The sequence below is a fragment of the Pantoea eucalypti genome, from assembly GCF_009646115.1.
In the GTDB taxonomy this organism is placed as follows: domain Bacteria; phylum Pseudomonadota; class Gammaproteobacteria; order Enterobacterales; family Enterobacteriaceae; genus Pantoea; species Pantoea eucalypti.
Map to the genome: position 1 here is coordinate 1,486,040 of NZ_CP045720.1, position 24,977 is coordinate 1,511,016.

Sequence of the window (24,977 nt, forward strand, 5' to 3'; positions counted from 1 at the left end):
CAGCTTTTAAGAGATTACTAATGAATCCGCATAGTTCGAGATCTACCTCGCTCTTTTCTCTGATTCGTCAGACATGGGCAAATCGAAATCTTATTTTTCAAATGACTAAACGAGAGATTGTTGGTCGTTATCGCGGTTCAACAATGGGTATCCTGTGGTCATTTATTAACCCCATTTTTATGCTCATGGTTTACACCTTCGTATTTTCAGTCGTTTTTAAAGCTCGATGGGGAACAGCTGGAGCGCTTAACGAATCTAAGACTGATTTTGCCGTTATTCTATTTGTCGGCTTGATTATCCATAGTCTTTTTGCCGAAACACTTAGCCGTGCTCCTTCTCTGATACTTGGCAATGTAAACTATGTCAAAAAAGTGGTTTTTCCTTTAGAGATATTGCCGGTTGTGAGTTTTCTAAGTGTGCTCTTCCATAGTTTTATTAGCATGATCGTTTTGATAACCGCTTTTTTCATATTTAATGGTTACATTCACTGGACAATAATCTTCATACCGGTTGTTGTTTTTCCATTGGCATTATTAACTTTAGGCTTGACCTGGTTTCTATCATCGTTGGGCGTCTATCTGCGAGATGTGGGGCAGACAATAACTATAATAATGACTGTCATGATGTTCTTGTCTCCTGTGTTCTATCCGATATCCTCTCTTCCTGAAAACTTGCGTCCGTTGATAATGCTTAATCCGTTAACATTTATTATTGAGCAGGCCAGAGCGGTTCTTATCTGGGGCAAGTTACCTGATTTTACTGGTGTTGGAATCTATACAGTTATCTCATTATTGGTAATGTGGCTGTGTTACGTCTGGTTCCAAAAAACGCGAAAAGGTTTTGCTGATGTCCTTTAAAGAAAATGCGATTGTAATAGATGGCGTAAGTAAATGTTTTCAAGTTTATGACAATCCAGTACGAAGACTAAAGCAGTTTATTGTTCCAAAAGTTGACCGGGTAGTAGGACGTGAAAGCCGGGCTTATCATGAAGATTTTTGGGCTTTGAGAGATGTTTCTTTTGTTTTACCAAAAGGTGAGACAATGGGAATAGTGGGACGAAATGGTTCGGGCAAATCTACTTTACTTCAGATTATTGCCGGTACATTAACGCCAACATCCGGTAGTGTAACTGTCAATGGACGAGTTGCGGCTCTGTTGGAACTGGGTGCTGGTTTCAACAGCGATTTTAGTGGACTTGAAAATGTTTACCTCAACGCATCGCTCATGGGTTTAACGCGAGAGGAAACGGAGTCAAGGCTGGATGATATTCTTTCGTTCGCGGATATCGGGCACTTTATAAATTCTCCTGTACGGTCTTACTCAAGTGGAATGCTGGTTCGCCTTGCATTTGCAGTGCAGGCTCAGATCGAACCGGAAATTCTAATCGTTGATGAAGCGCTTGCTGTGGGGGATGCAAAGTTTCAGGCGAAATGTTTTGCCCGATTAAAAAAGCTAAAACAAAATGGCACTTCAATTCTCTTTGTTTCACATGCAACTGAACAGATAGTCACTCATTGCGATCGAGCATTGTTACTGGATGGTGGAACTACTCAGCTGTCTGGTGCACCACGTGATGTCATTAACCGCTACCTGGATATATTGTTTGGTAAGAAAAACACTTCAGACAATACACGTGATGAAGTCGATAAGCAGATTTCTATCGCTGCTGAAGGTGAGAGAGAGCGCCTGGGGCGTGAAACGGATGCAGAAGAAGCTGCTAAGAGTAAAACTGATACGCAACGTAAGTTAGACAGCACTTATCACGAACGCGCGCATTATAATCCATCTGAATATAGATGGGGTGATAAAGCTGCTGAAATTTATGACTATTATTTTGAGCAGGATGGTAAAGGTTTTCCTGGTATATTCGAACCTAAAAAGAAAATAAAGTTTCTATTTAAGATAATTAGCCATGAGCTAATTTTCAGGCCTATTTTTGGTTTCGCTATTAAAACTAAAGATGGAGTTACCATTTATAATACCAATAGTGAATGGCAATCAGTTTCTATTGTTGAAGAAGCAAAGCCTGGTGAGACCTTTTTTTTATCAGTTGAAGTGCCTAATCTTCTTTTTGAAGGTGACTATTTTATCTCTGTAGGTATTGCAAGTAGTAATGCCCAGGGTGAAATAATTCCTCATGACCGTCGCTATGATTCAATTCATTTACCTGTAGGCCCAGTTGGTACTTTTACGGGTTTGGCCGATTTAAACGCGAGAATAAAACTTGAAAATGGCTAATTTAGAAAATATTTTGTTAAAGGCTGGCTTTCGTAAAAATGAAGAAACTGCGCTCTGGTCTCCTGCTACCATGAGAGACTTCGCTTACAGTGATGGAGACGATTCTGAAAATTACATTTTTGACACTATACGTAATGCCTCGGATGTGACTGTTGATTCTAAAGAGTTAGGAAAGTTTATTGTTGACTGGCCCTCAACCTATCATCTTAGCTCTGTCCGGGCTAATTTATTACGTCCATTCCAGAGTTGGATGAAAGATAAACGCATTTTGGAAATTGGCTGTGGATGCGGGGCCATTAGTCGGTATCTTGGAGAAAATGCAGCAGAAGTTGTCTCTGTAGAGGGGAGTTATCGTCGTGCAAATATTGCACGTTCTCGTTGCCGGGATCTGGATAATGTCACTGTTATTTGCGCACCCTCAGATACACTACCAGACTTGGGCAAGTTTGACGCAGTTTTACTCATTGGTGTTCTTGAATATGCCCGTGTTTTTATTGGCGAGAAAGGAGAGCAGCATCTTTTAAAAGCCTGTAAAGAGCGTTTGAAAGATGATGGTAAAATCTTTGTAGCCATTGAAAATAAAATTGGCATCAAATATTTTGCAGGCGCGCGTGAAGACCATGTCAACATACCGATGTTTGGTATTAACAACAGTTATGACAAACAAAGCGTAGTTACCTTCGGAAGAAAAGAATTAATAAGTGAGCTTAATGAAGCTGGTTTCACTGATACGCTGGAGTATCTTCCTTTACCTGACTATAAATTACCCTGTGCTGTAGTTACTCCACTGGGATGGCAAAATTACTCTAAAGAGTTAAGTCAATTAGCTGTTGAAAGCGCCCATAAAGAAAAACAGGTTGTACCTCAATATTTGTTTTCTCTTGAACAGGGTATTAAAAATATCTGGAATAATGAAATTGCGGCTGATCTATCAAGTTCCTTTTTGATGGTATCAAGTATGAATAAACAAGAGTCTGTTCATAAGAATGTTGCTGCTATCTATTATTCTGATGATAGAAATACCGAGAATAAAAAGAACGTTGAATTTATTAAAACAAATGAAGGTTTATCTGTTTCTTCCGGTTCAAGCCAGGATGGTGAAGTGTTATGTGAAGAACTGGAAAGGTTTATCTACGGACAATCATTATGGTCAGATCTTTTAAGGATTGTTAACCGCCCTGATTGGTTGGTAGAAGAATTAGCCGCATGGGCGAAAGGCTGGCTTGATCAGCTTCAGCTGAAAGCTTGCGTTTCACTGGATATCGACAAAGATATTTTATTGCCTGATTCTTATCTGGATGCGTTACCATTTAACGTGATTAAAAAGGATAATGGCGAGTTTGTTTTCTTCGATCAGGAATGGCACGCATCAGAAAGTATAACTTTGGGGTACGTTGCTTATCGCGGTATATATCACTCCTTATTGCGAGTAACTTCTGCAGGTAACAGTAAGTTTTGTAATAGTAACAACATAGCCGATTTGACTGTTGCCACATTAAATGTCATTGGTTTCTCTTGTTCTGCTGCGGACTCAAGAAATTATTTAAGACAGGAAGCTAATTTCCTGGCACAAGTTCAGCATAAAAATGCTGAAGAAATTTATAGTATGCTTAAAGAATTTTCTTTAAGTATGCGAGCTGAATACTGGCTTGACTCTAATGACTACAATTCACTAAAAGGGCATGCAGAAAATCGTCAGCGTCACTATCTAAGCCGTATTGAAGATCTTGAAAAATCTCTTCAGGGTGAACATGAGAATAGTGTCAGACTTCAGCATGAGCTAAATCAACTACATGCAATATATGCTCAACAAGGCCATCTTCTGGATCAGTACCGGCATGACATCGAGAAAATTTTAAACTCTGCAAGCTGGAAAATCTCTGCTCCATTTCGTGTTGCAGGCCGTCGTCTACCTGAAAGATTTAGGGCGCCGGCAAAAAGAACAATTTTCAAAATGTTTTATCTTGGTCAGAAAGTAAAAGTAAAAACAGGAAGTTTATTAGTGAGAGTTAATGCACCTGACAGCAATCTGAAACGAAGCTTACGCGATTTTTTACGGAATCTTTATCTTCAGTTGCCTGAACGATACAAAGATAAAGCTCTTAAATTAGCTATGAAGGTCCGGCCGAGTTGGTTCAGGCATCATCCAGCCTTTAACCAGGCTCAATATGAGCAGGGAATTATTAACAACAACAAAGATGTTCATCCGACCTTTCTTTCTCGCCGCAATGATGGCACTTATTCATTTGCTGAACGCCCTGATGAGTATGTCTATATCCCGGCTAAAAAACCAAATTTCTTCGAAGACAAGCTCAATGAACTTGAAGCACAGCCTCTTTTTTCGATTATTGTTCCTATCTATAACACGCCATTAGATTTGTTAGAATTGATGGTTAAATCGGTTGAGAATCAGTGGTATTCTAATTGGGAACTGGTTCTCGCTAATGATTGCAGTCCGGATAAAGAGATCGTACCAGCACTGAACGCCTTCAAAGATCCCCGGATTAAAGTAATCCATATGGATAAAAATCAGGGGATCGCAGGAGCAACCAATATTGCTATTGATAATGCAAGTGGTGATTATATAGTCTTCCTGGATCATGATGACGAGTTAACTGAAGATTGTTTATTTGAATTTGCTAAATGTATAAATGAAGAAGACCCGGACTTTATTTATAGTGATGAGGACAAGTTCACACCTGAAGGCAACTATTCTCAACCCCACTTTAAACCAGACTGGTCTCCGGACACGATGATGGGAACAATGTACACCTGTCATGCTGCGTGTGTTCGATTGAGCGTTGCCCAGAAATTAGGTGGATTACGTACGGAATTCAATGGTTGTCAGGATTGGGATTTCATTTTAAGACTCTGTGAACTGACTCAGAAAATTTCCCATATTCCTAAAGTTCTTTATCACTGGCGTATTATCCCAGCTTCTGTTGCTTCTGATATTACTGCTAAGCCCTATGTCCTGGCTGCCTCAAAGGCTGTACGTGAAGATGCCCTTAAACGTCGTGGTATTGATGGAATCGTTGAAGAGTTACCTGGCTATCACGGGTATTTCCGCGTTAACTATAATCTTCGCGCTGAAACCCTGGTATCAATTATTATTCCGACACGTGATAACCATGATGTACTTTCTCGCTGTATCAGCTCAATCACAGATAAGACTGCATGGAAACATTATGAAATTGTGATTGTCGATAACGGCTCTCAAAAGAGAGAAACGCTTGATTATCTTGATAAAGTCGCTCTTAATGACAATATCTCAGTCATCAGGCACGACAAACCATTCAACTTTTCAGAACTTAATAATGTTGGGGTTGGGCATGCGAAGGGGAGTCTGTTACTTTTCCTCAATGATGACACTGAAGTGCTGCAGGAAGATTGGCTTCAACGATTAGGCGGTTATGCTCAGCAGAAACATGTTGGTGCAGTTGGTGCTAAACTTGTTTATGCTGATGGACATACTATCCAGCATACAGGCGTTCTTAATTTGCAGACCGGGCCAGTTCATGCTTACATTGGCCACGATAAAAACAATCCTGGGTACTTTTTACGCAATCAGATTGAGTATAACTGGCTTGCTGTCACCGGTGCATGTTTGATGATAGATCGTCAAAAATATGAATCAATCAACGGTTTTGATGAGTCTTTCCCGATTGCTTATAATGATGTCGATATTTGTATGCGTCTTGTTGAAAAAGGCTATTACAATGTTATGTGTCAGGCTGTAACATTGATTCATCATGAATCAGTGTCTCGAGGACTTGACCACATGGATGAGGTAAAAGTTAAGCGTCTACAAAATGAATTAGGTCGCCTTAATAGCAAGCATCCTCAATACTATCAGCATGACCCATTCTATAATGTGAATTTTGCTTTCAATGGACATAATTTCGAGATTATGAAATGATTATTTACGATAACACTGTTAATCCTGCTTATACGAAAGAAGAGATGGATCTGATTTCACTTCGTCATTTAGCTAAAGACGCCAGAGTTATCTCCTTTGATTTTTTCGATACCCTCTTTGTTCGACCTCTGGATGATCCGGAAGACGCCTTTGATCTTCTGGCAAATAAGTTTCTAATTCCTGACTTCAGACAATTACGCCGTAAAGCACAAAAGGATGCTTTTGTGCAGATGGTCAAAGAAGGCCGGAAAGAAATAACATTAAGAAATATTTATAACAATTTCCATGATAGCCGGGCAGATAGTGAAAGCATCATGGAAGCTGAATATCAGCTTGAATTAGCACTTGTTGAACCTAATCCATTTTTTAAGGATTTCTTCAATGAACTGATTGCTGCTGGTAAAACAGTGGTTATTACTTCTGACATGTATCTTGATGAAGGTTTCTTTCGGGAAGCATTGAGTAAATACAATATGGCTGAAGTCCCTCTGTTCATTTCGGCCGATCGTAATGCAACCAAGCGCGATACCGGAGAAATATTCGACTTTTTGATTGCTGAATGCGAAGTTGAACCTCATGAGGTTTTACATATCGGTGACAATGAGTTAGCTGATTATATTAAGCCACGTGAAAAAAATATCCGTGCGTGGCACTACGAGCCAATTCATCTGGCGAATAAAGGAAAGAAACAGTCCCTGGCTTCCTCCTTGATTAACGGAATGCTCCGGACCTTGCAGTCTGAAAATATTAATGCAGACTCTTTTCAGAAATTAGGCTACAAGTATCAGGCGCCTGCAACATGGGGATTTCTGGAGTGGATTCGTAAGCAAAGCATTGCCGATAGCATTGACAAATTATTATTTGTTTCGCGTGATGGTTATTCACTCGAAAGGATAGCTTCGCATCATTTTCAGGGTAAGTTGCCAGAGTTTTCCTATTTTATGGGATCCCGTATTGCCTTTAACCTGGCTTTAATGGATGAAGCTAATTTTAATGAGAATCTCAGTTTTCTGATGTCAGGATCTGATGGTTTATCACCTGGTGAATTACTGGAGCGTATTGGTGTAGAGCCTCCAGCAGATGAAGTAATGTTGTCTGTAGGTATTGCTCCTGACATGATCATAGCGCCAGATAACTATGACTTAGTGCATAAGTTCCTTATTGCATTACGTGCAGAGATTCTCAAAGTATGCCAGCGTAATCGACGTGGACTATTTATGTATCTTCATTCTTTAGGTATTAATGAGGGGGATACGGTAGCTATGGTTGATGTTGGCTGGAGTGGAACCACGCAAGAAGCATTCATTCATACTGTAAAAAAATTTATGAACATAAATGTTATTGGCTACTATTTCTGCATTGCCAATACGTATGAAAGAAAACGACGTTCGCCGCATCAGATCATGAAAGCTTTCATTAACAATGACTCTACCAGTCCAGCTTTAGTGGATAAGATTTATGAAAACCGGGTAGCAATTGAGTTGTTTTTCTCTGCACCACATAATACGGTTATAGGTTATAAGCCTATTAAAAATACAGTACTTCCTGTAACGGATCCCGGACGTATAAAGTCTAAGGACCATAATTTAATCAATGCGCAACTAACTGAAGGTGTCGATAGGTTTAGTGAGGATTTCCTGCATATGATAGGGAGATTGCAGGTCAAACTGACCCCTATGCAGCTTGCTCAGCCCTTAATTTCGTTGACGACTAATGATGACTGGCGCAAAAATAAATTATTTATGCAGATAGAAAACTTTGATTCATGGGGCAGTACACGTAACAAAGTTATCAAGTTTCAGGATTATTTTCAGAACACCTCTCAATGCTGAATAAGCCGCTAAAGGGACATGTTGCTATTCTGATGGGCACCTACAATGGTGCCCCATACATAGAAAAGCAACTTAATTCAATTAAACACCAGAAATGGAAAAACTGGTCTTTATGGGTTTCAGACGATGGCTCCAGTGATGATACGCGTTCAATTATAGAAAGTTCTTTTTCAAAAAATCAGAATGATTGCACTTTATTGCAAGGGCCAGAACAAGGTTTTTGCGAAAATTTTAAATCTATGATCGGCAACGAAAACATTATTTCGGATTATTATGCGTTTGCTGACCAGGATGATATATGGCTTCCTGATAAACTGTCACTTGCAGTGAGTTACCTTAGTTCATTTTCTAAAGAGACGCCGGTAATATATTGTTCACGAACTCAGTTAATTGATAAGGATGATAATGTTATTGGTTACTCATCTCTCAACCATAAAAAACCTGGGTTTTCTAATGCACTAATACAAAATATCGCAAGCGGCAATACTATGGTTTTCAATCATGCCGCACGTCAACTTTTTCATAAAACGCTCTCATTTCCGATGATTGCACATGATTGGGCTCTATATCTGATAGTTACTGCATGTGGTGGTTCTGTTTTCTATGACCCATTGCCCACGGTACTATACAGGCAACATACAGCTAATTTAATCGGAAATGGAATGAAATTGAGTACACGATTTGGCAATCTCTTTGATGCCTATCGTGGTCGTAACAGGCGCTGGAATGATCTTCATTTCCAAATTTTAGACTTTCTTTACCTCCACATGACGTTCGAAAATCGTGCCAGGTATAATGCTTTTCGGCAGATACGAAACAGTAATATTTTCAGTCGCTTGAAATTATACAAAGCCTCGAAAGTTTATCATCAGAACCGAGTGGGTCAGATAACGAACTTTTCATACGTTCTATTTAACAAGTTTTAAATTTGGTAATCTCGTGAAAATAATCGCATCGCTTGTACTCTATCGTCATGCTTATAAGGATATTTCACGCACATTGGATTCATTGTTATCTGAAGAAAGTATTGATAAAGTCTGTATCGTTGATAACGGTGGGCATTGCGACTGGCTAAACGATTACAAACATTCTAAGGTTTCCGTTTTGTTGCTTCAGGATAATAAGGGTTTTGGTGCGGGCCATAATAAAGCTTTTGAAAAATACCGAGCCGAATCGGAATATTTTCTTATTTGCAATCCCGATATCACATTTAATTCTGGCGAGGTTGATGCTCTTTTTAATTTTGCTACAAAAAATCATCTTGCATTAACTATACCTAAAGTCATTTATCCTGACGGAAGTCTTCAATATAGTTGTAAACTTCTGCCTACGCCCTATCAGTTATTTATGCGGCGTTTTTTCTCACCACATGTTATCGATTCAAATCGTGAATATGAACTTCACGATGCTGATTATCAACGCCCATTTTATGCCCCATCTTTTTCAGGGTGTTTTATGCTGATTAGTCAGCAGGCTCTCATCCAGACCGGTGGCTTTGATGAACGCTTCTTTCTTTATCTTGAAGATGTAGATTTATCCAGACGGGTTTCAGGTTTAGGCCTGAATGTCCAGTACTGTCCTGATTCAATGGTTGTTCATGAATCGCAAAGACGTTCATATCAGGATTTTAAGTTTCTTATTTTTCACATCGTCTCAGCAGTTCGCTATTTTAATAAATGGGGCTGGCTTATTGATCCGGAGAGAGACAGATTAAACGCTTTGTGCCTTTCCCAGTTGAACTGTAAGAATTCGTGATTAAAGACTTTTCAGAATTTACGTATTAGTGTAACTCTTCTTATAACTAATTCTATTGATCTAAACGCAGTCATGTTACTGATAACATTGTTTATGAAATGATGTATAATAGATGTTACGTTTATATTGACTGAGTTTGTCATTCGCTATTGGGATAGAGCTGAACGGCTCTGTATATATAGATCAGGAGTAAATAATGTCCAAGCAACAGATCGGCGTTGTAGGTATGGCAGTGATGGGCCGCAACCTGGCTCTTAACATTGAGAGCCGCGGTTACACTGTTTCTATCTTCAACCGTTCACGCGAAAAGACTGATGAAGTCATCGCTGAGAACCAGGGCAAGAAGCTTGCTCCTTTTTACACCGTTGAAGAGTTTGTCGAATCGCTGGAAAAACCTCGTCGTATCCTGCTGATGGTTCAGGCAGGTGAAGCGACTGATAAGACTATCGCCTCACTGACTCCACACCTGGATAAAGGTGACATCCTGATCGATGGCGGTAACACTTTCTATAAAGACACCATCCGTCGTAACAAAGAGCTTTCTGATCAGGGCTTCAACTTCATCGGTACCGGCGTTTCCGGCGGTGAAGAGGGCGCACTGAAAGGCCCATCAATCATGCCTGGCGGTCAGAAAGAAGCGTACGAGCTGGTTGCGCCGATTCTGGATAAGATCGCGGCACGTGCGGAAGATGGCGAAGCCTGTGTGGCTTACATCGGTCCGGACGGCGCGGGTCACTATGTGAAGATGGTTCACAACGGCATCGAGTATGGCGACATGCAGCTGATCGCTGAAGCTTATGCTCTGCTGAAAGGCGCTCTGGGCCTGAACAACGAAGAGCTGGCTCAAACCTTCACCGAGTGGAATAACGGCGAGCTGAGCAGCTACCTGATCGACATCACCAAAGATATCTTCACCAAGAAAGACGAAGAAGGTAAATATCTGGTTGATGTGATTCTGGATGAAGCAGCAAACAAAGGTACCGGTAAATGGACCAGCCAGAGCTCACTGGATCTTGGCGAGCCTCTGTCACTGATCACCGAGTCTGTTTTTGCCCGTTACCTCTCGTCACTGAAAACGCAGCGCGTTGCGGCCTCTAAAGTACTGAGCGGTCCACAAGCTAAAGCGTTTACTGGTGACAAAGCAGAGTTCATCGAGAAAGTTCGTCGTGCATTGTACCTGGGTAAAATTGTCTCTTATGCGCAGGGCTTCTCACAGCTGCGTGCTGCGTCAGAAGAGAACAACTGGGATCTGCATTACGGTGAAATCGCTAAGATCTTCCGCGCGGGTTGCATCATCCGTGCTCAGTTCCTGCAGAAAATCACTGATGCTTATGAAGCAGATGCAGGCATCGCTAACCTGTTGCTGGCGCCATACTTCAAAGATATCGCGGATCAGTATCAGCAGGCGCTGCGTGATGTGGTTTCTTACGCGATTCAGAACGGCATCCCGACGCCAACCTTCTCTGCGGCGATTGCTTACTACGACAGCTACCGTTCAGAAGTGCTGCCTGCCAACCTGATTCAGGCGCAGCGTGACTACTTTGGTGCGCATACCTATAAGCGCATTGACAAAGATGGTGTGTTCCACACCGAGTGGTTAGATTAATCACTAAAAAGGGCTTCCCTCGGGAAGCCCTTTTTTTATCCTACCAGCAAATCCCCGCTCCGAATCTCCTTCTCACCCGCCAGCCGCACCACCAGCATGCCTGCCGTCGCAAATCTTACCCAGTGTCTCGCATAGAGGATACCGCCATGTTCTGCCACCAGTGGCGTAATATGGTCAGTAATCGGATCGACAATCTCAGCGACTACTTCTCCTGGCCGAATCTGTGCGCCAAGCGGTTTACGATGCAGAATCAGACCTGACACCGGCGAATGAATGTATTCGCAACCTGCTAACGGCGTAGGGGGATTTTTCAGGGCAGGGGAGGCTGCCGCCGATCCTTCGCTGTGACGTTCTTTAATCACGCCCGTCTCTCCTGGCGCTTCAGCAACGTCAGGCACGTTTAAACCAATCGGACCGTCATTGATTGCCACGATATCGTCACCGCCCGCGCTTGCCGGAACCAGTTCATCGCCACCGATTACAGGAGCAGCCACTTCCACGGAAATTGAGGGCTCGCTGTAGCCGATATAACCACTTTCCTGAAGTGCCGAAATAATCGCATCTGCATCTTTCTCCGCCTGTTCAGGCGACACATCACGCACGCCACGCAACTCCAGCGTCACCGGCAGCAATCCACGTGGCATGGGGTAATCTTTGCCAAAGCGTTCTGCCAGCGTCAGCCAGGGTTCGCAGCAGGCTTCATCAAACGGTTCACCGCCAGAGATCTGCGCCAGCAGCTGCACTTCACTGCCTAACCAGCGCGCCAGCGGCTCAATGTCCGGCCAGGCATGCGGCGTGGTGTAGAGATGCGGCACGGCTTCCCAGTCACAGTGCAGGTCAATCATCAGGTCTGCCTGGCTGGCCATTCGCATCAGCGTATAACGCTGCGCATCCAGCTCCGTTTTTGGCACGGTATCGCGATAGTGACGATCGATCGCGTCGCGAATCAGGCTTCGGTTCTGCGATTCACTCTGCGTCAGGCTATCCGCCAGTCCGGCCGCCAGCGTGGTACCCAGTGACGGAAAACGGCGATTAAAGTCCTGACCAGAGAGCGTATGGAAACGACCCAGATGGGTGCCGTGCCAGTGCTGTCCCAGCGCCAGGGGATTAGCAACCGGCACCAGGGTAAACGCGGCTTTCAGCTGTCCGGCGGACTCCAGCGACTGCAGTCTTTGTTTCAGAAACCATGCCACCGCCATACCGGGCAGTTCATCGCCATGCAGCGCAGCCTGGATATAGACCTGACGCTCGTGGTCCGGAGCAAAATGAAAACTGATGATTTCACGCTGGGTGCCTAAAGAGGCGCTTAACAGTGGATGATGTTGTTGATGCATACCGTGTTAATGTCCTTTAATCGGCAAAGGACGACAGCGCGCCGTCCTGAAAAAGTTAAAGTATAGTGCCGGATCGCGGTGAGGACGAAAAAGGGCGACCGCGAGGTTACTGCTGGATAGAGATATCCGTAGCGAAATAGCGCTTCTGAATCTGGTCAAACGTGCCGTTCTTTTTGATTTCGGCAAAGGCATTATCCAGCGCCGTTTTCAGCTCCGCATCGCCTTTGCGCAGGCCGATTGCCGTGCCGGGGCCGATAATCGGATCCTGAATAATCGGGCCAGCCAGCTCAAAGTCTTTACCCTGCGGATGCTTAAGGAAGCCAATGGCCGCCTGTGCCGCATCAGTAAATACCGCATCCAGCCGGCCTGATACCAGATCGCTTTCAACCTGGGCCTGATCGCCATAAGGCACTACGGTCACACCATGCGGCTGCCATTTCGCCAGCGCATAGCGCTCCTGTACCGTTCCCTGTTCCACGCCGACTGTTTTCCCTTTCAGGGATTCAACCGTTGGCAGTATGCCAGAACCCTTACGGGCGATTAGCTGGGTGTGGGTGTCATAGAGCGGCACGGTGAAATCGATCTGTTTAAGGCGCTCTTCGGTAATGCCCATGTCAGAGAGAATGGCATCGAATTTACGCGCTTTCAGCGCCGGGATCATGCCGTCAAACTGGCTTTCAACCCAGACGCATTTCGCCTGCATCTGGGTACAGAGCGCATTGCCCAGATCAATATCAAAGCCGACCAGCTTGCCCTGTGGTGTTTTCGATTCAAACGGTGGATAGGTCGGGTCGACCGCGAAACGCACCTGTTCGATTTTCGCCTGCGCGCCAAACGCACAACCAGCCATAACCGCCACTGCCAGCGTCTGACGCAGGCGTTGAGTGAAAATGTTCATGATTTTGCTCTTATTCTGTCGTGATGAATGTTTATGCAGAGTATCGCCGGGCTGCCGGGATGGCAATTACTGCGTTATCTTCACCACGTCAGCCGCGCACAGCGACCGGTAATCTTCGGTGTTCAGGATCACTGAGCGCTCCAGCAGACCGGCGTTAAACGCGATCTCCGGATAACGTTCAAACAGCGTGGGGTCAACGACCAGTCTGAGGTCAGGATGAAAGCTGAACGGCGGGATAGCCCCGAATACACAACCGGTCAGCAGTTCGGTCTCTGTCGGGCTGGCGAGTGAGGCGCGCCGTCCACCGACCGCCGCTGCGACTTTACTCAGGTCGGCCTGCTGATCAGCCGGTAACACCGCCAGCACGTGCTGTTTCACGCCATTGCCTTTCACATGACAGACCAGCGCTTTCGCGCCCTGGCCAATTTCGGTGCCGCGTATCGCCGCAACCGCTTCACATTTACCGGTCGCCTCATGCTCCATCAGGCGATAGCGTGCCTGGTGCTTGTCGAGCAGGGTGATTAATTTTTCATGGGTCGTCACGGTTCTCTCCCCGAGGTTTGAGTCGCCATTATTGTGCGGGATGGGGGTGAGGATTGAGAAGGATTCTGCTCAGAATCCCCATAAAAGCAAAATTCTGAGCAGCATATTGCACAATTATTTATGGCGGGTGCGCAGGTTGTTGATCACGGCACTGAAGTCCAGATCCTGATCCTGTAACAACACCATCAGGTGATAGACCAGGTCAGACGCTTCATTGGTCAGCTCATCCCGATCGTTGACGGTGGCCGCCAGCGCGGTCTCAACCCCTTCTTCGCCCACTTTCTGCGCAATGCGCTTGGTGCCGCTGGCGTAAAGCCGGGCAGTGTAGGAGCTTTCAGGATCGGCCGTTTTGCGAGACGCCAGCAGTTCTTCCAGCTGATAGAGGAAAGTCCACTCAGGCACAGCCGGCGAGAAGCAGCTGGTGGTGCCCAGATGGCAGGTCGGGCCAATCGGGTTTGCCAGCACCAGCAGCGTGTCGTTGTCGCAGTCGGGCGTAATGCTTACGACCTGCAGAAAATTGCCGGAGGTCTCGCCTTTGGTCCACAACCGGTTTTTGGTGCGGGAGAAAAAGGTGACATTGCCTTCTGCCAGCGTTTTTTCCAGCGCCTCTGGGTTCATATAGCCGTGCATCAGCACTTCGCCTGAGACGTTATGCTGAACGATGACCGGCATCATGCCCTGTGTTTTGTCCCAGTCGAGCTGGGACAGTTGTTGTTCGGTTAGCACGCGCGAATCTCCACTCCGTTGTCGATCAGGAAGCTTTTCAGCTCACCAATATTAATAATCTGCTTATGGAATACCGAGGCCGCTAAAGCACCATCCACATTCGCCTCAGTAAACGCGTTGAGGAAGTGCTGCATCGTGCCGGCACCGCCAGAGGCGATCAGGGGCACATGGCAGACTTGACGCATTTTCTTCAGCTGCACCAGGTCATAGCCGTTTCGCACGCCATCCTGGTTCATCATGTTCAGCACGATTTCGCCTGCGCCCAGTTTCTGGACTTCCTGCACCCACTCCAGCGTTTCCCACTGTGTCACGCGGGTACGCGCCTCGTCACCGGTGTACTGATTCACCTGATACTTACCGCTGGCTTCATCAAACCAGGTATCAATGCCGACCACAATACACTGAACACCGAAACGGTCAGCGAGGCGGGTGATCAGCGAAGGATCAGCCAGCGCTGGTGAGTTAATCGAAATCTTATCCGCACCAAACTCCAGAATGCGCGCCGCGTCTTCCGGGGTTTTAATCCCGCCTGCTACGCAGAACGGAATATCAATCACCTCAGCCACGCGCGACACCCAGCTTTTGTCGACGACGCGGCCATCAGATGAGGCGGTGATGTCATAGAACACCAGTTCATCGGCACCTTCAGCGGCGTAGCGCTGCGCCAGCGGCACGATGTCACCGATGATCTCGTGATTGCGAAACTGTACGCCTTTGACCACCTGGCCGTCACGTACGTCCAGGCAGGGAATTATCCGTTTTGCCAGCATGCAATCGCCTCCGAAACAGTGAATTTATCTTCCAGCAGCGCACGTCCGACAATTACGCCCTGAACACCGCTACCGCGCAGGGCGGCGATATCATTGAGGTCGCCAATGCCACCCGAAGACTGGAAAGCAATCGTCGGGAAGCGCGCCGTGACTTCCTGATAGAGCGCAACATTGGAGCCGCTGAGGGTGCCGTCGCGGGAGATATCGGTGCACAGCACGTGCTTCAGACCCACCTGCTGAAAATCGGTAATGACCTCCTCCAGCGTCACGCCTGCCGCTTCCTGCCAGCCACTGATTGCGACTTCTTTGCGGTTACTGGCATCAATGCGCACGTCTAACGCGAGCACAATCGCCTCTGCGCCAAACTCCGCAAACCAGCGCTTTACCTCTTCAGGCTGTTTCACCGCGGTGGAACCAACCACCACACGACTGGCTCCGGCTTCCAGCAGCGCGTGAACATCGTCCCGGCTGCGAATGCCGCCACCGACCTGCACCGTGACATCAACGCCGTTAAGCAGAGTTTTCAGCAGCGCAATCTGGCGTTTCGCCGGATCTTTCGCGCCGGTTAAGTCCACCAGATGCAGCACGGTCGCGCCCTGGCTTACGTAATCCTGCAGACGGGGCAGCGGATCGCTGCCGTAATCGCGCTGTTGACCATAATCGCCCTGATGCAGACGAACCACTTTTCCGTCAATTAAATCTAACGCGGGGATAATCATTACATCTCCAGGAAGTTTTTCAGCAGCTGCGCGCCCGCTTTGCCCGAGCGTTCCGGATGGAACTGGACGCCGAAGAAGTTATCTTTCTGCACCGCGGCAGTGAAGGCTTCACCGTAGTGACACTGGGCGATGGTGCTGGCGTTAACGGGCATGGCGTAGCTGTGGACGAAGTAGAAGTAGCATCCTTCGTCGATGCCACGGAACAGATGATTGCCCGCCTGCGCGGTAATCTGGTTCCAGCCCATGTGCGGTAATGGCAGGCCATGAGTGTCCATCAAAGACACTGGCTCATCGATAATGCCCAGGGTCGGCACGCCGCCATTTTCATCGCTGCCGCGTCCCAGCAGCTGCATACCCAGACAGATCCCCAGCACCGGCTGGGTACAGGCTTTCACCAGATCGATCAGGTCACGCTCCTGCAGCTGGTTCATTGCTGCCTGTGCGGTGCCGACGCCGGGCAGAAAGAGTTTGTCGGCGCGCAGCACCACATCGGGATCGCGGCTCACGTCCGGGGTGTAACCCAGACGTTCAATCGCCCACTTTACCGATGAGAGGTTGGCGCAACCGGTATCCATGATCACCACGTTCATCACAGCACTCCCTTCGAGCTTGGCAGCGTATTGCCCTCAACGCGGATCGCCTGGCGCAACGTACGACCAAAGGCTTTAAACAGGCTCTCGACCCGGTGATGGTCGTTCTTGCCTTTGGTTTTCAGATGCAGCGTGCTCATCATGGCGTAGGAGAGCGAGCTGAAGAAATGCTCGACCATCTCGGTGCTGAGATCGCCCACGCGTTGATAGTTGAACTCTGCTTTGAACTCGATGTGTGGTCGGCCGGAGATATCCAGCGCACAGCGCGCCAGACATTCATCCATCGGCAGCACAAAGCCAAAACGACCAATGCCGCGTTTATCGCCCAACGCTTTCAGCAGCGCTTCGCCGAGTGCCAGTCCGGTATCTTCCACCGTGTGGTGATCGTCAATGTAAAGATCGCCTTTTACTTCGATGTGCATGCGGAACCCGCCGTGCACTGCAATCTGGTCCAGCATATGGTCGAAGAAACCCACACCGGTATTGATTTTGCTGCCGCCTTCGCGGTCCAGCCACAGTTCAACCCGCACCTGCGTCTCTTTGGTGTTGCGCTGCACCAGCGCATGGCGATCTCGCTGGGTCAGACGCTGCTGGATGGTCTGCCAGTTCTCGCCGTCAGCGCCGTAGCGGATAGGCTGAATGCCCATGTTCTCCGCCAGCTGAACGTCGGTCAGGCGATCGCCAATCACGTAACTGTTGGCGGTATCCAGTGCGCCCTCTGCCAGCCAGGCTTCAACCATTTTGGTTTTGGGCTTGCGGCAGTCGCAGTGGTCGTCCGGCATGTGCGGACAGATCAGTACATCGTCAAACGCAATGCCCTGCGAGGTCAGAACCTGCATCATCAGATTGTGCGGACCATCGAAATCGGCTTGCGGAAAACGGGCGGTGCCCAGACCATCCTGATTGGTGATCATCACCAGGCGATAACCGGCGGCCTGCAGCGCCAGCAGCGCCGGGATAACGTCTGGCTCAAACGCCAGCTTATCCAGTCGGTCCACCTGATAATCTTCAGGCGGCTCAGAGATCAACGTACCGTCGCGGTCAATAAAAAGGGTCTTCTGGCTCATGCTTGCTCCACAGAAAAGGCTTGCAGCGCGGCGATCACTCGTGCGCACTCTTCACGCGTGCCGATGGAGATGCGCAGACATCCCGACAGGCCCGGATTTTTGTTCTGATCACGCAGGATAATGCCCTGATCCCATAAGGTTTTGAAGACTTTTGGTGAATCGGTAAAGCGCGCCAGAACATAGTTAGTCTCGCTGGGGAAAACCTGCTCAACGCAGGCCAGCTGAGGCAGTTCGGCCAGAAGCCAGCTGCGGTTTGCATTCAGCTCCGCAACATGTTCACGCATCAGCGCAATACCCTGTTCACTCAATGCCTGACCGGCCACATCGGCCACAGGGGTCGCCAGCGGGTAGGGCGCAATCACTTTCATCAGCAGGTCGATAACGGGCTTATTGGCCAGCGCAAAGCCGCAACGCAGGCCAGCCAGCGCAAAGGCTTTCGAGAGGGTACGCAGGATCACCAGATGCGGATAATCTTTCAGCCAGCCAGTCAGCGTCGCCTGAGGACAAAATTCAATATAGGCTTCATCGGCCACCACCAGCGCTTTACCGGCGGTCATCGTCAGCAATTGACGGATATCATCCTGATTAATCAGGTTGCCGGTCGGGTTGTTCGGGCTGCAAAGATAAACGACTTTCACGCCGTCCAGCTGTTCCGCGATAGCAGGCAGATTCAGCTGCCAGTCGCTGAGCGCCGGCGCGGTACGGTATTCAATGCCGATGGTTTCGGCGCTGACGCTGTACATGCCATAAGTCGGTGGACAGAACAGAATCGCATCCTGCCCCGGCTCACAAAAAGCGCGCATGATCAGTTCAATCGCTTCATCTGCCCCACGGCTCACCAGCACCTGCTCCGGCGTTAAACCTGCGTAAGCCGCATAGCGCTCAATCACGATTTTCGGCTGACACTCCGGATAGCGGTTCAGTGTCTGCTGTGACAGTTCAAACGGCACCGGCAACGGAAACTCGTTGGCGTTAAGCCAGACATCGCCATTGCCACCCAGACGACGCGCCGACATATAAGGCGTGAGAGCGCGTACATTGGCGCGCGCCAGCTGCTCAATATCCTGACTCATGCTTGCTCCTTTAGTGCGGCAACGCGCAGGGTGACGGCATTTTTGTGGGCATCCAGCTGCTCGGCGGCGGCCAGGGTTTCAATGGTCGCGGCCAGATTCAGGAAGCCCTGTGGCGTCAGCTCCTGCACCGTCATGCGTTTCTGAAAATCAGCCAGGCCCAGGCTGGAACAGGTCGAAGTATAACCGTAGGTCGGTAACACGTGATTGGTGCCTGAGGCGTAATCGCCTGCGGACTCCGGTGACCAGTCGCCTAAAAATACTGAACCGGCGCTGGTGATGGACTCCACCAGTTCGCGTGGCTGGCGGGTCTGCAGAATCAGGTGCTCCGGGCCGTAAAGATTGGAAATCTCAACGCATTGCTCAAGGTCGCGCGCCACGATCAGGCGGCTGCTTTCCAGCGCCTGACGCGCCGTGGCCGCACGCGGCAACTGCGCCAGCTGCTGCTCAACGGCGACCGCGACCGCTTCGGCCAGCTTAAGTGACGGCGTCAGCAGAATCACCTGCGAGTCAGGACCATGTTCGGCCTGTGAGAGCAGATCAGACGCAACAAACGCGGGGGTGGCACCTTCATCAGCAATCACCAGCACTTCTGAAGGCCCGGCTGGCATATCAATCGCGGCGCCATCAAGACGCTGACTCACCTGACGTTTTGCTTCTGTGACCCAGGCATTGCCCGGACCAAAAATCTTGTCGACGCGCGGCACGGTTTCTGTACCGAAGGCCAGCGCGGCGATAGCCTGCGCGCCACCCACCTGGAACACCTCTTCTACGCCACACAACTGCGCGGCATAAAGAATCTCATCGGCAATCGGCGGCGGCGAACAGAGCACTACGCGGCCACAACCAGCGATACGGGCAGGTGTCGCCAGCATCAGCACGGTAGAGAAGAGCGGGGCGGAACCACCAGGAATATAGAGTCCGACCGATTTCACCGGGCGAGTGATCTGCTGGCAGCGCACGCCAGGCTGTGTTTCAACATCCACCGGCGGCAGAATCTGCGCGTTGTGGAAGGTTTCGATATTCCCCACCGCGACGGCCATCGCCTGCTTCAGTTCGTCACTTAAACGGGCGCTGGCTTCTGCTATCTGCTGCGGCGTCACGCGCAGGTTTTCCACCTGCGCTTTGTCGAAGCGGGCACTGAACTCGCGCAGAGCGTCATCGCCGTTCAGCTTTACCTGTTCCAGCACGTTGCGCACCGTCAGCGTGACGTTTTCAGAGGCGGCGATAGCGGGACGTAACAGCAGCGCCTGCTGCTGTTCGGGGGTGCACTGCTGCCACTCAATCGGGGTAGAAAAGGCCATGGCTTACTCCATCATCTTCTCAATAGGCAGCACCAGAATGGAACTGGCACCCAGTGCTTTCAGTTTTTCCATCGTTTCCCAGAACAGGGTTTCGCTGCTGACCATGTGCATCGCTACGCGGCTGACATCACCTGCCAGTGGCAGAACGGTCGGGCGCTCTGCGCCAGGCAGCAGGCTAATGACTTCTTCCAGACGCTCACTCGGCGCGTGCAGCATGATGTACTTCGATTCACGCGCTTTAATCACGCCCTGAATACGGGTCATCATTTTGTCGATCAACTCCTGCTTGGCGGCAGGCATCTCGCCGTCACGCTGAATTAATACGGCTTTGGAACGATAGATGACTTCAACTTCGCGCAGGCCGTTGGCTTCCAGGGTTGCACCGGTGGAGACCAGATCGCAGATGGCATCCGCCAGACCCGCACGGGTCGCCACTTCCACGGAACCGTTCAGTAAACAGGTTTTGAAGCTGACGCCTTTTTTGTCGAGGTATTGTTTGAGCAGGTGAGGATAAGAGGTGGCGATACGGGACTTATCAAGGCATTCCGGACCGGTGTACTCGGCGTCAGTCGCCATCGCCAGTGACAGGCGGCAGCCGCCGAAATCCAGGCGGCGCAGCGTGAAATAGCGCGGATCTTCACCCTGAGCACGACGTGAGAGCAGTTCTTCTTCCAGGACGTTCTCACCGATGATGCCTAAATCGACCACGCCATCCATCACCAGGCCAGGGATATCGTCATCGCGCACACGCAGGATGTCGATTGGCATGTTCTCCGCAAACGCAATCAGGCGCTGTTGCTGAAGGTTGATTTTAACGCCGCAGCGCGCCAGCAGTTCGCGTGAATCATCACTTAAACGGCCAGATTTCTGCATAGCTATGCGTAAACGGGTGTTATCTAACATGGTTCCTGTCCTTTTCCTGTCCTGAATGTGTGGTTACGTCAGCCCATAAAAAAACCCCCGGAAGACGATCTTCCGGGGGTTCTCTTGCGTTCACACCACTGGAAGATCTTGAAAGTCTTCCAGCACCAATCGCCTGAAAGACTAGTCAGGATGATGGTGATGATGATGGTTGAACTGAACGCGTGTCATAATAATCTCGTCGATGAATGAGTATTCATTTGTGGGGTTTAACCTAACGAAGATGGCTGCGCTTGGCAACACTTTTTTAAACAGGTGATTCGGAAAGCACTGAAACAGGTTGTTCTGGTTTGCAATCCGGGGGCAAACTACGGTGAAGTCGGGGTTGATGTTTCACGTCAGGAGTCAAAATGAAGAAGGTCGCGATTGTGGGACTGGGCTGGTTGGGCATGCCGCTGGCCACGGCGTTAACCGCGCGAGGCTGGCAGGTTACCGGCAGCAAAACCACGCCAGACGGTGTTGAAGCCGCACGTCGCTGCGGGATTGAGGCGTTCCAGCTGGAACTGACGCCGGAACTGCTCTGTGATGCCGCCGATATTGAGCCGCTGTTCAACGTTGATGCAGTGATCGTTACGCTGCCCGCCAGCCGCACCGCAGAAGGTGGCGAGGCCTATCTGCAGGCGGTGCAGAATGTGGTGGATACCGCGCTGGTCTACAAAGTGCCGCGCATCATCTTTACCAGCTCAACGTCAGTTTATGGCGGCAGTTCAGGTGTTAAGCGGGAAAACAGTCCGCTGGCTGCAGAAACGGTAGCCGGAAAGACGCTGGTGAAACTGGAAAGCTGGCTGCACGATCTGCCTGGGACCAGCGTGGATATTCTGCGGCTGTCCGGTCTGGTCGGGCCAAAACGCCATCCCGGACGCTTCCTGGCGGGTAAGCAGGATGTGGCAAATGGCTCGCAGGGCGTGAATCTGGTGCATCTGGATGATGTGGTCGAGGCGATTGCGCTGCTGCTGCAGTCGCCGAAAGGCGGCCGGGTTTATAACCTTAGTGCGCCGAAACACCCGACGCGTGACACCTTCTATCCAGCGGTTTCGCGCCAGCTTGGGCTGCAGCCGCCGCAGTTCGCGCCAGAGGCCGTAAAAGACAGCGGCAAGCTGATTGATGGATCGCGCATCTGTAGCGAACTCGGGTTTGAGTATCGCTATGACGATCCGGTGAAGATGCCGCTGGAGTGAAAAGTTTCTGAACTGGAAAGCCCTGTGCGTTACTCAAAATAAATGAATTTTCATTTATCAGACGCCGGGGCAAAGGATGTGACTTTGATCGTTATTAAAGATTATAAGAAATGTTAACCATAAATTCCGTAACCTGCCCACTAACGTTTCTAATGTCGGGTCCAGTCATAGAAGCCGATGAGATGAGAAGAGACTGGCATCACTTTTACGTTAACGATAACGGCAAAAAATTAGTAAGCTTAACCTTTCCCTGGGATTTCATTTTCAGTATCATCGCCGGCGTTCAGTTTATGTCAGAAAAATAACAGTTCATCGCTTTGGGCCGGAGCTGGCGGCCTTGATATTGGGTAAAATTTGGAGATAGCGGATGTTGGCACAAAAGAATATAGCTATCGCTGGGGGCGGGTTTTTTGGCTTGTATCTGGCAGAGCAACTTGCGCTTCGCGGTTGCTGCGTGACTGTATATGAAAAAAGCCAGCACCTGATGTCCCGCGCTTCATATGTTAACCAGGCACGAGTGCACAATGGTTATCATTACCCGCGCAGTATTCTTACTGCCCTGCGTTCTCGCTTATCATTCCCACGCTTCGTTAATGAATTTCGTGATTGTATTGATGATGAATTCGAAAAATATTATCTGATTGCAGGCTCATTGAGCAAAGTGACGGCTGAGCAGTTCAGGCGTTTTTGTCAGCGTATTGGCGCAGACTGTGAAGAAGCACCATCTTCTGTCACAAAAATGGTCAATCCGGCTCTGATTGATACTATATTCACTACCACAGAGTATGCTTTCGACTCCTTTAAATTACGCGATGTAATGATAGAACGCCTTTCACAGGCCGGGGTGCGCGTTATTACAGATGCAGTCGTTGAAAAAGTCTGGACTTATAATGATGGTCTAAAACTTGCTGTCACAATCTCCGGCGAGCAGGACATCGTCTATGCTGACCATCTCTTCAACTGTACTTACTCAAGAATCAACTATTTACTGAATAGTTCCGGGCTTGAACTCATTCCATTGCGTCATGAAATGACTGAAATGTGTCTGGTCGACGTTCCTGACGAATTCAGGAAAATGGGATTGACGGTAATGTGTGGCCCTTTCTTTTCCGTAATGCCTTTTCCTTCAGCACAATTGCATTCTTTCAGCCATGTTCGCTACACACCTCACTATCAATGGCGGGATGATGCAGGCAACCCGTATGAAGACTCACATGCAAAATATGACGAATATTCACGTCAATCTGCATGGGGGCATATGATTCGTGATGCACAGCGTTATGTTCCTGCCTTAAGTGAATGCAAATATGAGCGTTCTATATGGGAAGTCAAAACTATTCTGCCTCGAAGTGATAGTGATGATTCCAGGCCCATCCTTTTCCGTAAAAATCACGGTCTGAAGGGGTTGCATTGCATTATGGGTGGGAAAATAGACAACGTTTATGATGTTTTGCAAGAAATTGAGCGACTAATAGAGTTGAACTAAAAATGATAAAAAGTGAATCCTTTGTTTCTGTCGTTACCGTTATTCATGGGCATCTTGAAGAGGTTTATGAACCGCTTAGAAAGTTAAGCCTGACGCTGGACGAAAGTTACAGCGATTATGAAATTGTCGTCGTCGTTCCGGGCGTAAATTCTACACACGCGCAAATTGAAGACCGTATTTTAAAAGACATAAACTGCGTCCGGATTATTCTGCTTTCCACGCCGGTTTATCATGATGTTGCGCTTGCCGCTGGTCTGGAAAACGCGATTGGAGACTTTGTTGTTCTGTGGAACCCCGCTGCTGATCCGGTTGAAATTGTTCCTCAGGTCGTCGAGCAATGCCGTGCGGGAAGCGATATCGTTATCGGAGTAACAAATAAAGTCCGTTCGCTACGTTATAGACTTATTCGAAAAATGATGAATGTCGCATTACGTACGATTGATTACGATATTCCGGCTAACTCAACCAGTTTGCGTTGTTTAAGCCGCAGGGCAGTTAACGCCGTTACAAGAATTGGTAAATTTCATCACCAGTTCTATCTGCGCATCCAAAAAACGGGATACGCTGCATCAGCTTTCAATTACATGCCAGTAAAAGAAAATGAGGGTGCAAAAATCGTTGAATCCATGCGACGTTTACTTCGTCTGATGGTTTTCAATTCTGCACGTCCTTTGCGCTGGATGTCTATGCTTGGATTCTTTGGCAGCGTAGCAGGATTAATCTTTGCCTGTTACAGCGTGCTCATTCACCTGATAGATGGTCACGTTGTTGAAGGCTGGACAACAACCATTCTTTTCATGTCCGTTATGTTTATTATCCAGTTCGTGATGATGGCCTTTTTTGGCGAATATCTGGGAAGAATGCTGGATGAAAACAGCGCTCAGGCTGGTTATGCAGTTGTTTATGAACGCAATAGTGATGTCATGGTTAATGCAGACAGGGTCAATGTTCTGGAGACGTCACTTATGCAGGAACCTAACAACGTCCAGACCGGGCGCGATAAATAAATTCTGGAGATGAA

22 protein-coding genes and 1 other annotated feature are annotated in these 24,977 nt (G+C 48.3%); of the genes, 10 read left to right on the top strand and 12 right to left on the bottom strand.

Translation table 11 applies throughout. The features are described 5' to 3' along the window. The first annotated feature begins 20 nt into the window (after positions 1–20). The 7 genes from EE896_RS06835 to gndA all read left to right on the top strand — a co-directional run bounded on the left by EE896_RS06835 (position 21) and on the right by gndA (position 11,350). A complete protein-coding gene (locus EE896_RS06835; RefSeq protein WP_039659810.1) occupies positions 21–857 on the top strand; it encodes an ABC transporter permease in 837 nt (278 codons plus the stop codon). After that, the gene (locus EE896_RS06840; RefSeq protein ID WP_004571300.1) at positions 847–2,238 is read left to right on the top strand and encodes an ABC transporter ATP-binding protein; all 1,392 of its coding nucleotides are present in this window, start codon (positions 847–849) and stop codon (positions 2,236–2,238) included. Before EE896_RS06835 ends, EE896_RS06840 begins: the two co-directional genes overlap by 11 nt. After that, positions 2,231–6,157: a glycosyltransferase gene (locus EE896_RS06845; RefSeq protein ID WP_153574557.1), complete on the top strand. Its 3,927-nt coding sequence runs from the start codon at positions 2,231–2,233 to the stop codon at positions 6,155–6,157. The genes EE896_RS06840 and EE896_RS06845 overlap by 8 nt, the downstream gene beginning before the upstream one ends. Then, entirely contained in the window at positions 6,154–7,989 is a 1,836-nt protein-coding gene (locus tag EE896_RS06850) for an HAD family hydrolase (RefSeq protein WP_052250639.1), read from the top strand. The genes EE896_RS06845 and EE896_RS06850 overlap by 4 nt, the downstream gene beginning before the upstream one ends. Next, positions 7,983–8,915, top strand: coding sequence for a glycosyltransferase family 2 protein (locus EE896_RS06855; RefSeq protein ID WP_140033230.1), 933 nt, complete (start codon positions 7,983–7,985; stop codon positions 8,913–8,915). The genes EE896_RS06850 and EE896_RS06855 overlap by 7 nt, the downstream gene beginning before the upstream one ends. 13 nt (positions 8,916–8,928) lie before the next feature. Then, complete coding sequence (locus tag EE896_RS06860) at positions 8,929–9,744, top strand: glycosyltransferase family 2 protein (RefSeq protein WP_039659814.1); 816 nt, start codon at positions 8,929–8,931, stop codon at positions 9,742–9,744. Between the two features lie 196 nt (positions 9,745–9,940). Further along, positions 9,941–11,350: an NADP-dependent phosphogluconate dehydrogenase gene (gene gndA, locus EE896_RS06865; RefSeq protein ID WP_078804566.1), complete on the top strand. Its 1,410-nt coding sequence runs from the start codon at positions 9,941–9,943 to the stop codon at positions 11,348–11,350. A gap of 35 nt (positions 11,351–11,385) precedes the next feature. Here the strand turns inward: gndA and EE896_RS06870 are convergent, their stop codons facing one another. The 12 genes from EE896_RS06870 to hisL all read right to left on the bottom strand — a co-directional run bounded on the left by EE896_RS06870 (position 11,386) and on the right by hisL (position 21,463). Next, positions 11,386–12,684, bottom strand: a complete 1,299-nt coding sequence (locus EE896_RS06870; protein WP_004571306.1) for a succinylglutamate desuccinylase/aspartoacylase family protein — start codon at positions 12,682–12,684, stop codon at positions 11,386–11,388. Positions 12,685–12,790: 106 nt separating this feature from the next. Further along, positions 12,791–13,582: an ABC transporter substrate-binding protein gene (locus EE896_RS06875; RefSeq protein ID WP_078804562.1), complete on the bottom strand. Its 792-nt coding sequence runs from the start codon at positions 13,580–13,582 to the stop codon at positions 12,791–12,793. Positions 13,583–13,648: 66 nt separating this feature from the next. After that, positions 13,649–14,125: a YbaK/prolyl-tRNA synthetase associated domain-containing protein gene (locus tag EE896_RS06880; RefSeq protein ID WP_039659820.1), complete on the bottom strand. Its 477-nt coding sequence runs from the start codon at positions 14,123–14,125 to the stop codon at positions 13,649–13,651. Between the two features lie 114 nt (positions 14,126–14,239). After that, positions 14,240–14,851, bottom strand: a complete 612-nt coding sequence (gene hisIE / locus EE896_RS06885; RefSeq protein ID WP_078804560.1) for a bifunctional phosphoribosyl-AMP cyclohydrolase/phosphoribosyl-ATP diphosphatase HisIE — start codon at positions 14,849–14,851, stop codon at positions 14,240–14,242. Next, the gene (gene hisF, locus EE896_RS06890) at positions 14,845–15,621 is read right to left on the bottom strand and encodes an imidazole glycerol phosphate synthase subunit HisF (RefSeq protein WP_078804559.1); all 777 of its coding nucleotides are present in this window, start codon (positions 15,619–15,621) and stop codon (positions 14,845–14,847) included. The genes hisIE and hisF overlap by 7 nt, the downstream gene beginning before the upstream one ends. Continuing rightward, positions 15,603–16,340, bottom strand: a complete 738-nt coding sequence (gene hisA / locus EE896_RS06895) for a 1-(5-phosphoribosyl)-5-[(5-phosphoribosylamino)methylideneamino]imidazole-4-carboxamide isomerase (RefSeq protein ID WP_004571311.1) — start codon at positions 16,338–16,340, stop codon at positions 15,603–15,605. Before hisA ends, hisF begins: the two co-directional genes overlap by 19 nt. Continuing rightward, entirely contained in the window at positions 16,340–16,930 is a 591-nt protein-coding gene (gene hisH, locus EE896_RS06900; RefSeq protein ID WP_004571312.1) for an imidazole glycerol phosphate synthase subunit HisH, read from the bottom strand. Before hisH ends, hisA begins: the two co-directional genes overlap by 1 nt. Then, positions 16,930–17,997, bottom strand: coding sequence for a bifunctional histidinol-phosphatase/imidazoleglycerol-phosphate dehydratase HisB (hisB, locus tag EE896_RS06905; RefSeq protein ID WP_004571313.1), 1,068 nt, complete (start codon positions 17,995–17,997; stop codon positions 16,930–16,932). Before hisB ends, hisH begins: the two co-directional genes overlap by 1 nt. After that, complete coding sequence (hisC, locus tag EE896_RS06910; RefSeq protein WP_110411267.1) at positions 17,994–19,070, bottom strand: histidinol-phosphate transaminase; 1,077 nt, start codon at positions 19,068–19,070, stop codon at positions 17,994–17,996. The genes hisB and hisC overlap by 4 nt, the downstream gene beginning before the upstream one ends. Continuing rightward, on the bottom strand, positions 19,067–20,371 hold the full coding sequence (gene hisD / locus EE896_RS06915) for a histidinol dehydrogenase (RefSeq protein ID WP_039659829.1): 1,305 nt from the start codon (positions 20,369–20,371) through the stop codon (positions 19,067–19,069). Before hisD ends, hisC begins: the two co-directional genes overlap by 4 nt. A gap of 3 nt (positions 20,372–20,374) precedes the next feature. Further along, positions 20,375–21,274: an ATP phosphoribosyltransferase gene (hisG, locus tag EE896_RS06920; protein WP_004571317.1), complete on the bottom strand. Its 900-nt coding sequence runs from the start codon at positions 21,272–21,274 to the stop codon at positions 20,375–20,377. A gap of 45 nt (positions 21,275–21,319) precedes the next feature. Beyond that, positions 21,320–21,440: a sequence feature (His leader region), on the bottom strand. Then, positions 21,416–21,463, bottom strand: coding sequence for a his operon leader peptide (hisL, locus tag EE896_RS06925; RefSeq protein ID WP_100396937.1), 48 nt, complete (start codon positions 21,461–21,463; stop codon positions 21,416–21,418). It overlaps the preceding feature by 25 nt. 179 nt (positions 21,464–21,642) lie before the next feature. On the opposite strand from hisL, the gene EE896_RS06930 reads away from it, so the two are divergent. The 3 genes from EE896_RS06930 to EE896_RS06940 all read left to right on the top strand — a co-directional run bounded on the left by EE896_RS06930 (position 21,643) and on the right by EE896_RS06940 (position 24,963). Next, entirely contained in the window at positions 21,643–22,470 is an 828-nt protein-coding gene (locus EE896_RS06930) for an SDR family oxidoreductase (RefSeq protein ID WP_140916230.1), read from the top strand. 367 nt (positions 22,471–22,837) lie between these two features. Next, positions 22,838–23,956: an FAD-dependent oxidoreductase gene (locus tag EE896_RS06935; RefSeq protein WP_039659834.1), complete on the top strand. Its 1,119-nt coding sequence runs from the start codon at positions 22,838–22,840 to the stop codon at positions 23,954–23,956. A gap of 2 nt (positions 23,957–23,958) precedes the next feature. Continuing rightward, positions 23,959–24,963 carry a glycosyltransferase family protein gene (locus EE896_RS06940; RefSeq protein ID WP_039659835.1) on the top strand — a complete coding sequence of 335 codons (1,005 nt, stop codon included), beginning with the start codon at positions 23,959–23,961 and terminating at the stop codon, positions 24,961–24,963. Positions 24,964–24,977 lie beyond the last annotated feature (14 nt).

Excerpts from the sequence above, each read along its gene's own strand:
- EE896_RS06940 (WP_039659835.1), top strand. The coding sequence starts at position 23,959 with ATGATAAAAAGTGAATCCTTTGTTTCTGTCGTTACCGTTATTCATGGG.
- EE896_RS06935 (WP_039659834.1), top strand. The coding sequence starts at position 22,838 with ATGTTGGCACAAAAGAATATAGCTATCGCTGGGGGCGGGTTTTTTGGC.
- hisG (WP_004571317.1), bottom strand. The coding sequence starts at position 21,274 with ATGTTAGATAACACCCGTTTACGCATAGCTATGCAGAAATCTGGCCGT.
- EE896_RS06870 (WP_004571306.1), bottom strand. The coding sequence starts at position 12,684 with ATGCATCAACAACATCATCCACTGTTAAGCGCCTCTTTAGGCACCCAG.
- hisH (WP_004571312.1), bottom strand. The coding sequence starts at position 16,930 with ATGAACGTGGTGATCATGGATACCGGTTGCGCCAACCTCTCATCGGTA.
- EE896_RS06840 (WP_004571300.1), top strand. The coding sequence starts at position 847 with ATGTCCTTTAAAGAAAATGCGATTGTAATAGATGGCGTAAGTAAATGT.
- gndA (WP_078804566.1), top strand. The coding sequence starts at position 9,941 with ATGTCCAAGCAACAGATCGGCGTTGTAGGTATGGCAGTGATGGGCCGC.
- hisC (WP_110411267.1), bottom strand. The coding sequence starts at position 19,070 with ATGAGTCAGGATATTGAGCAGCTGGCGCGCGCCAATGTACGCGCTCTC.
- EE896_RS06855 (WP_140033230.1), top strand. The coding sequence starts at position 7,983 with ATGCTGAATAAGCCGCTAAAGGGACATGTTGCTATTCTGATGGGCACC.
- hisA (WP_004571311.1), bottom strand. The coding sequence starts at position 16,340 with ATGATTATCCCCGCGTTAGATTTAATTGACGGAAAAGTGGTTCGTCTG.
- EE896_RS06930 (WP_140916230.1), top strand. The coding sequence starts at position 21,643 with ATGAAGAAGGTCGCGATTGTGGGACTGGGCTGGTTGGGCATGCCGCTG.
- hisD (WP_039659829.1), bottom strand. The coding sequence starts at position 20,371 with ATGGCCTTTTCTACCCCGATTGAGTGGCAGCAGTGCACCCCCGAACAG.
- EE896_RS06850 (WP_052250639.1), top strand. The coding sequence starts at position 6,154 with ATGATTATTTACGATAACACTGTTAATCCTGCTTATACGAAAGAAGAG.
- EE896_RS06845 (WP_153574557.1), top strand. The coding sequence starts at position 2,231 with ATGGCTAATTTAGAAAATATTTTGTTAAAGGCTGGCTTTCGTAAAAAT.
- hisB (WP_004571313.1), bottom strand. The coding sequence starts at position 17,997 with ATGAGCCAGAAGACCCTTTTTATTGACCGCGACGGTACGTTGATCTCT.
- hisF (WP_078804559.1), bottom strand. The coding sequence starts at position 15,621 with ATGCTGGCAAAACGGATAATTCCCTGCCTGGACGTACGTGACGGCCAG.
- EE896_RS06875 (WP_078804562.1), bottom strand. The coding sequence starts at position 13,582 with ATGAACATTTTCACTCAACGCCTGCGTCAGACGCTGGCAGTGGCGGTT.
- EE896_RS06835 (WP_039659810.1), top strand. The coding sequence starts at position 21 with ATGAATCCGCATAGTTCGAGATCTACCTCGCTCTTTTCTCTGATTCGT.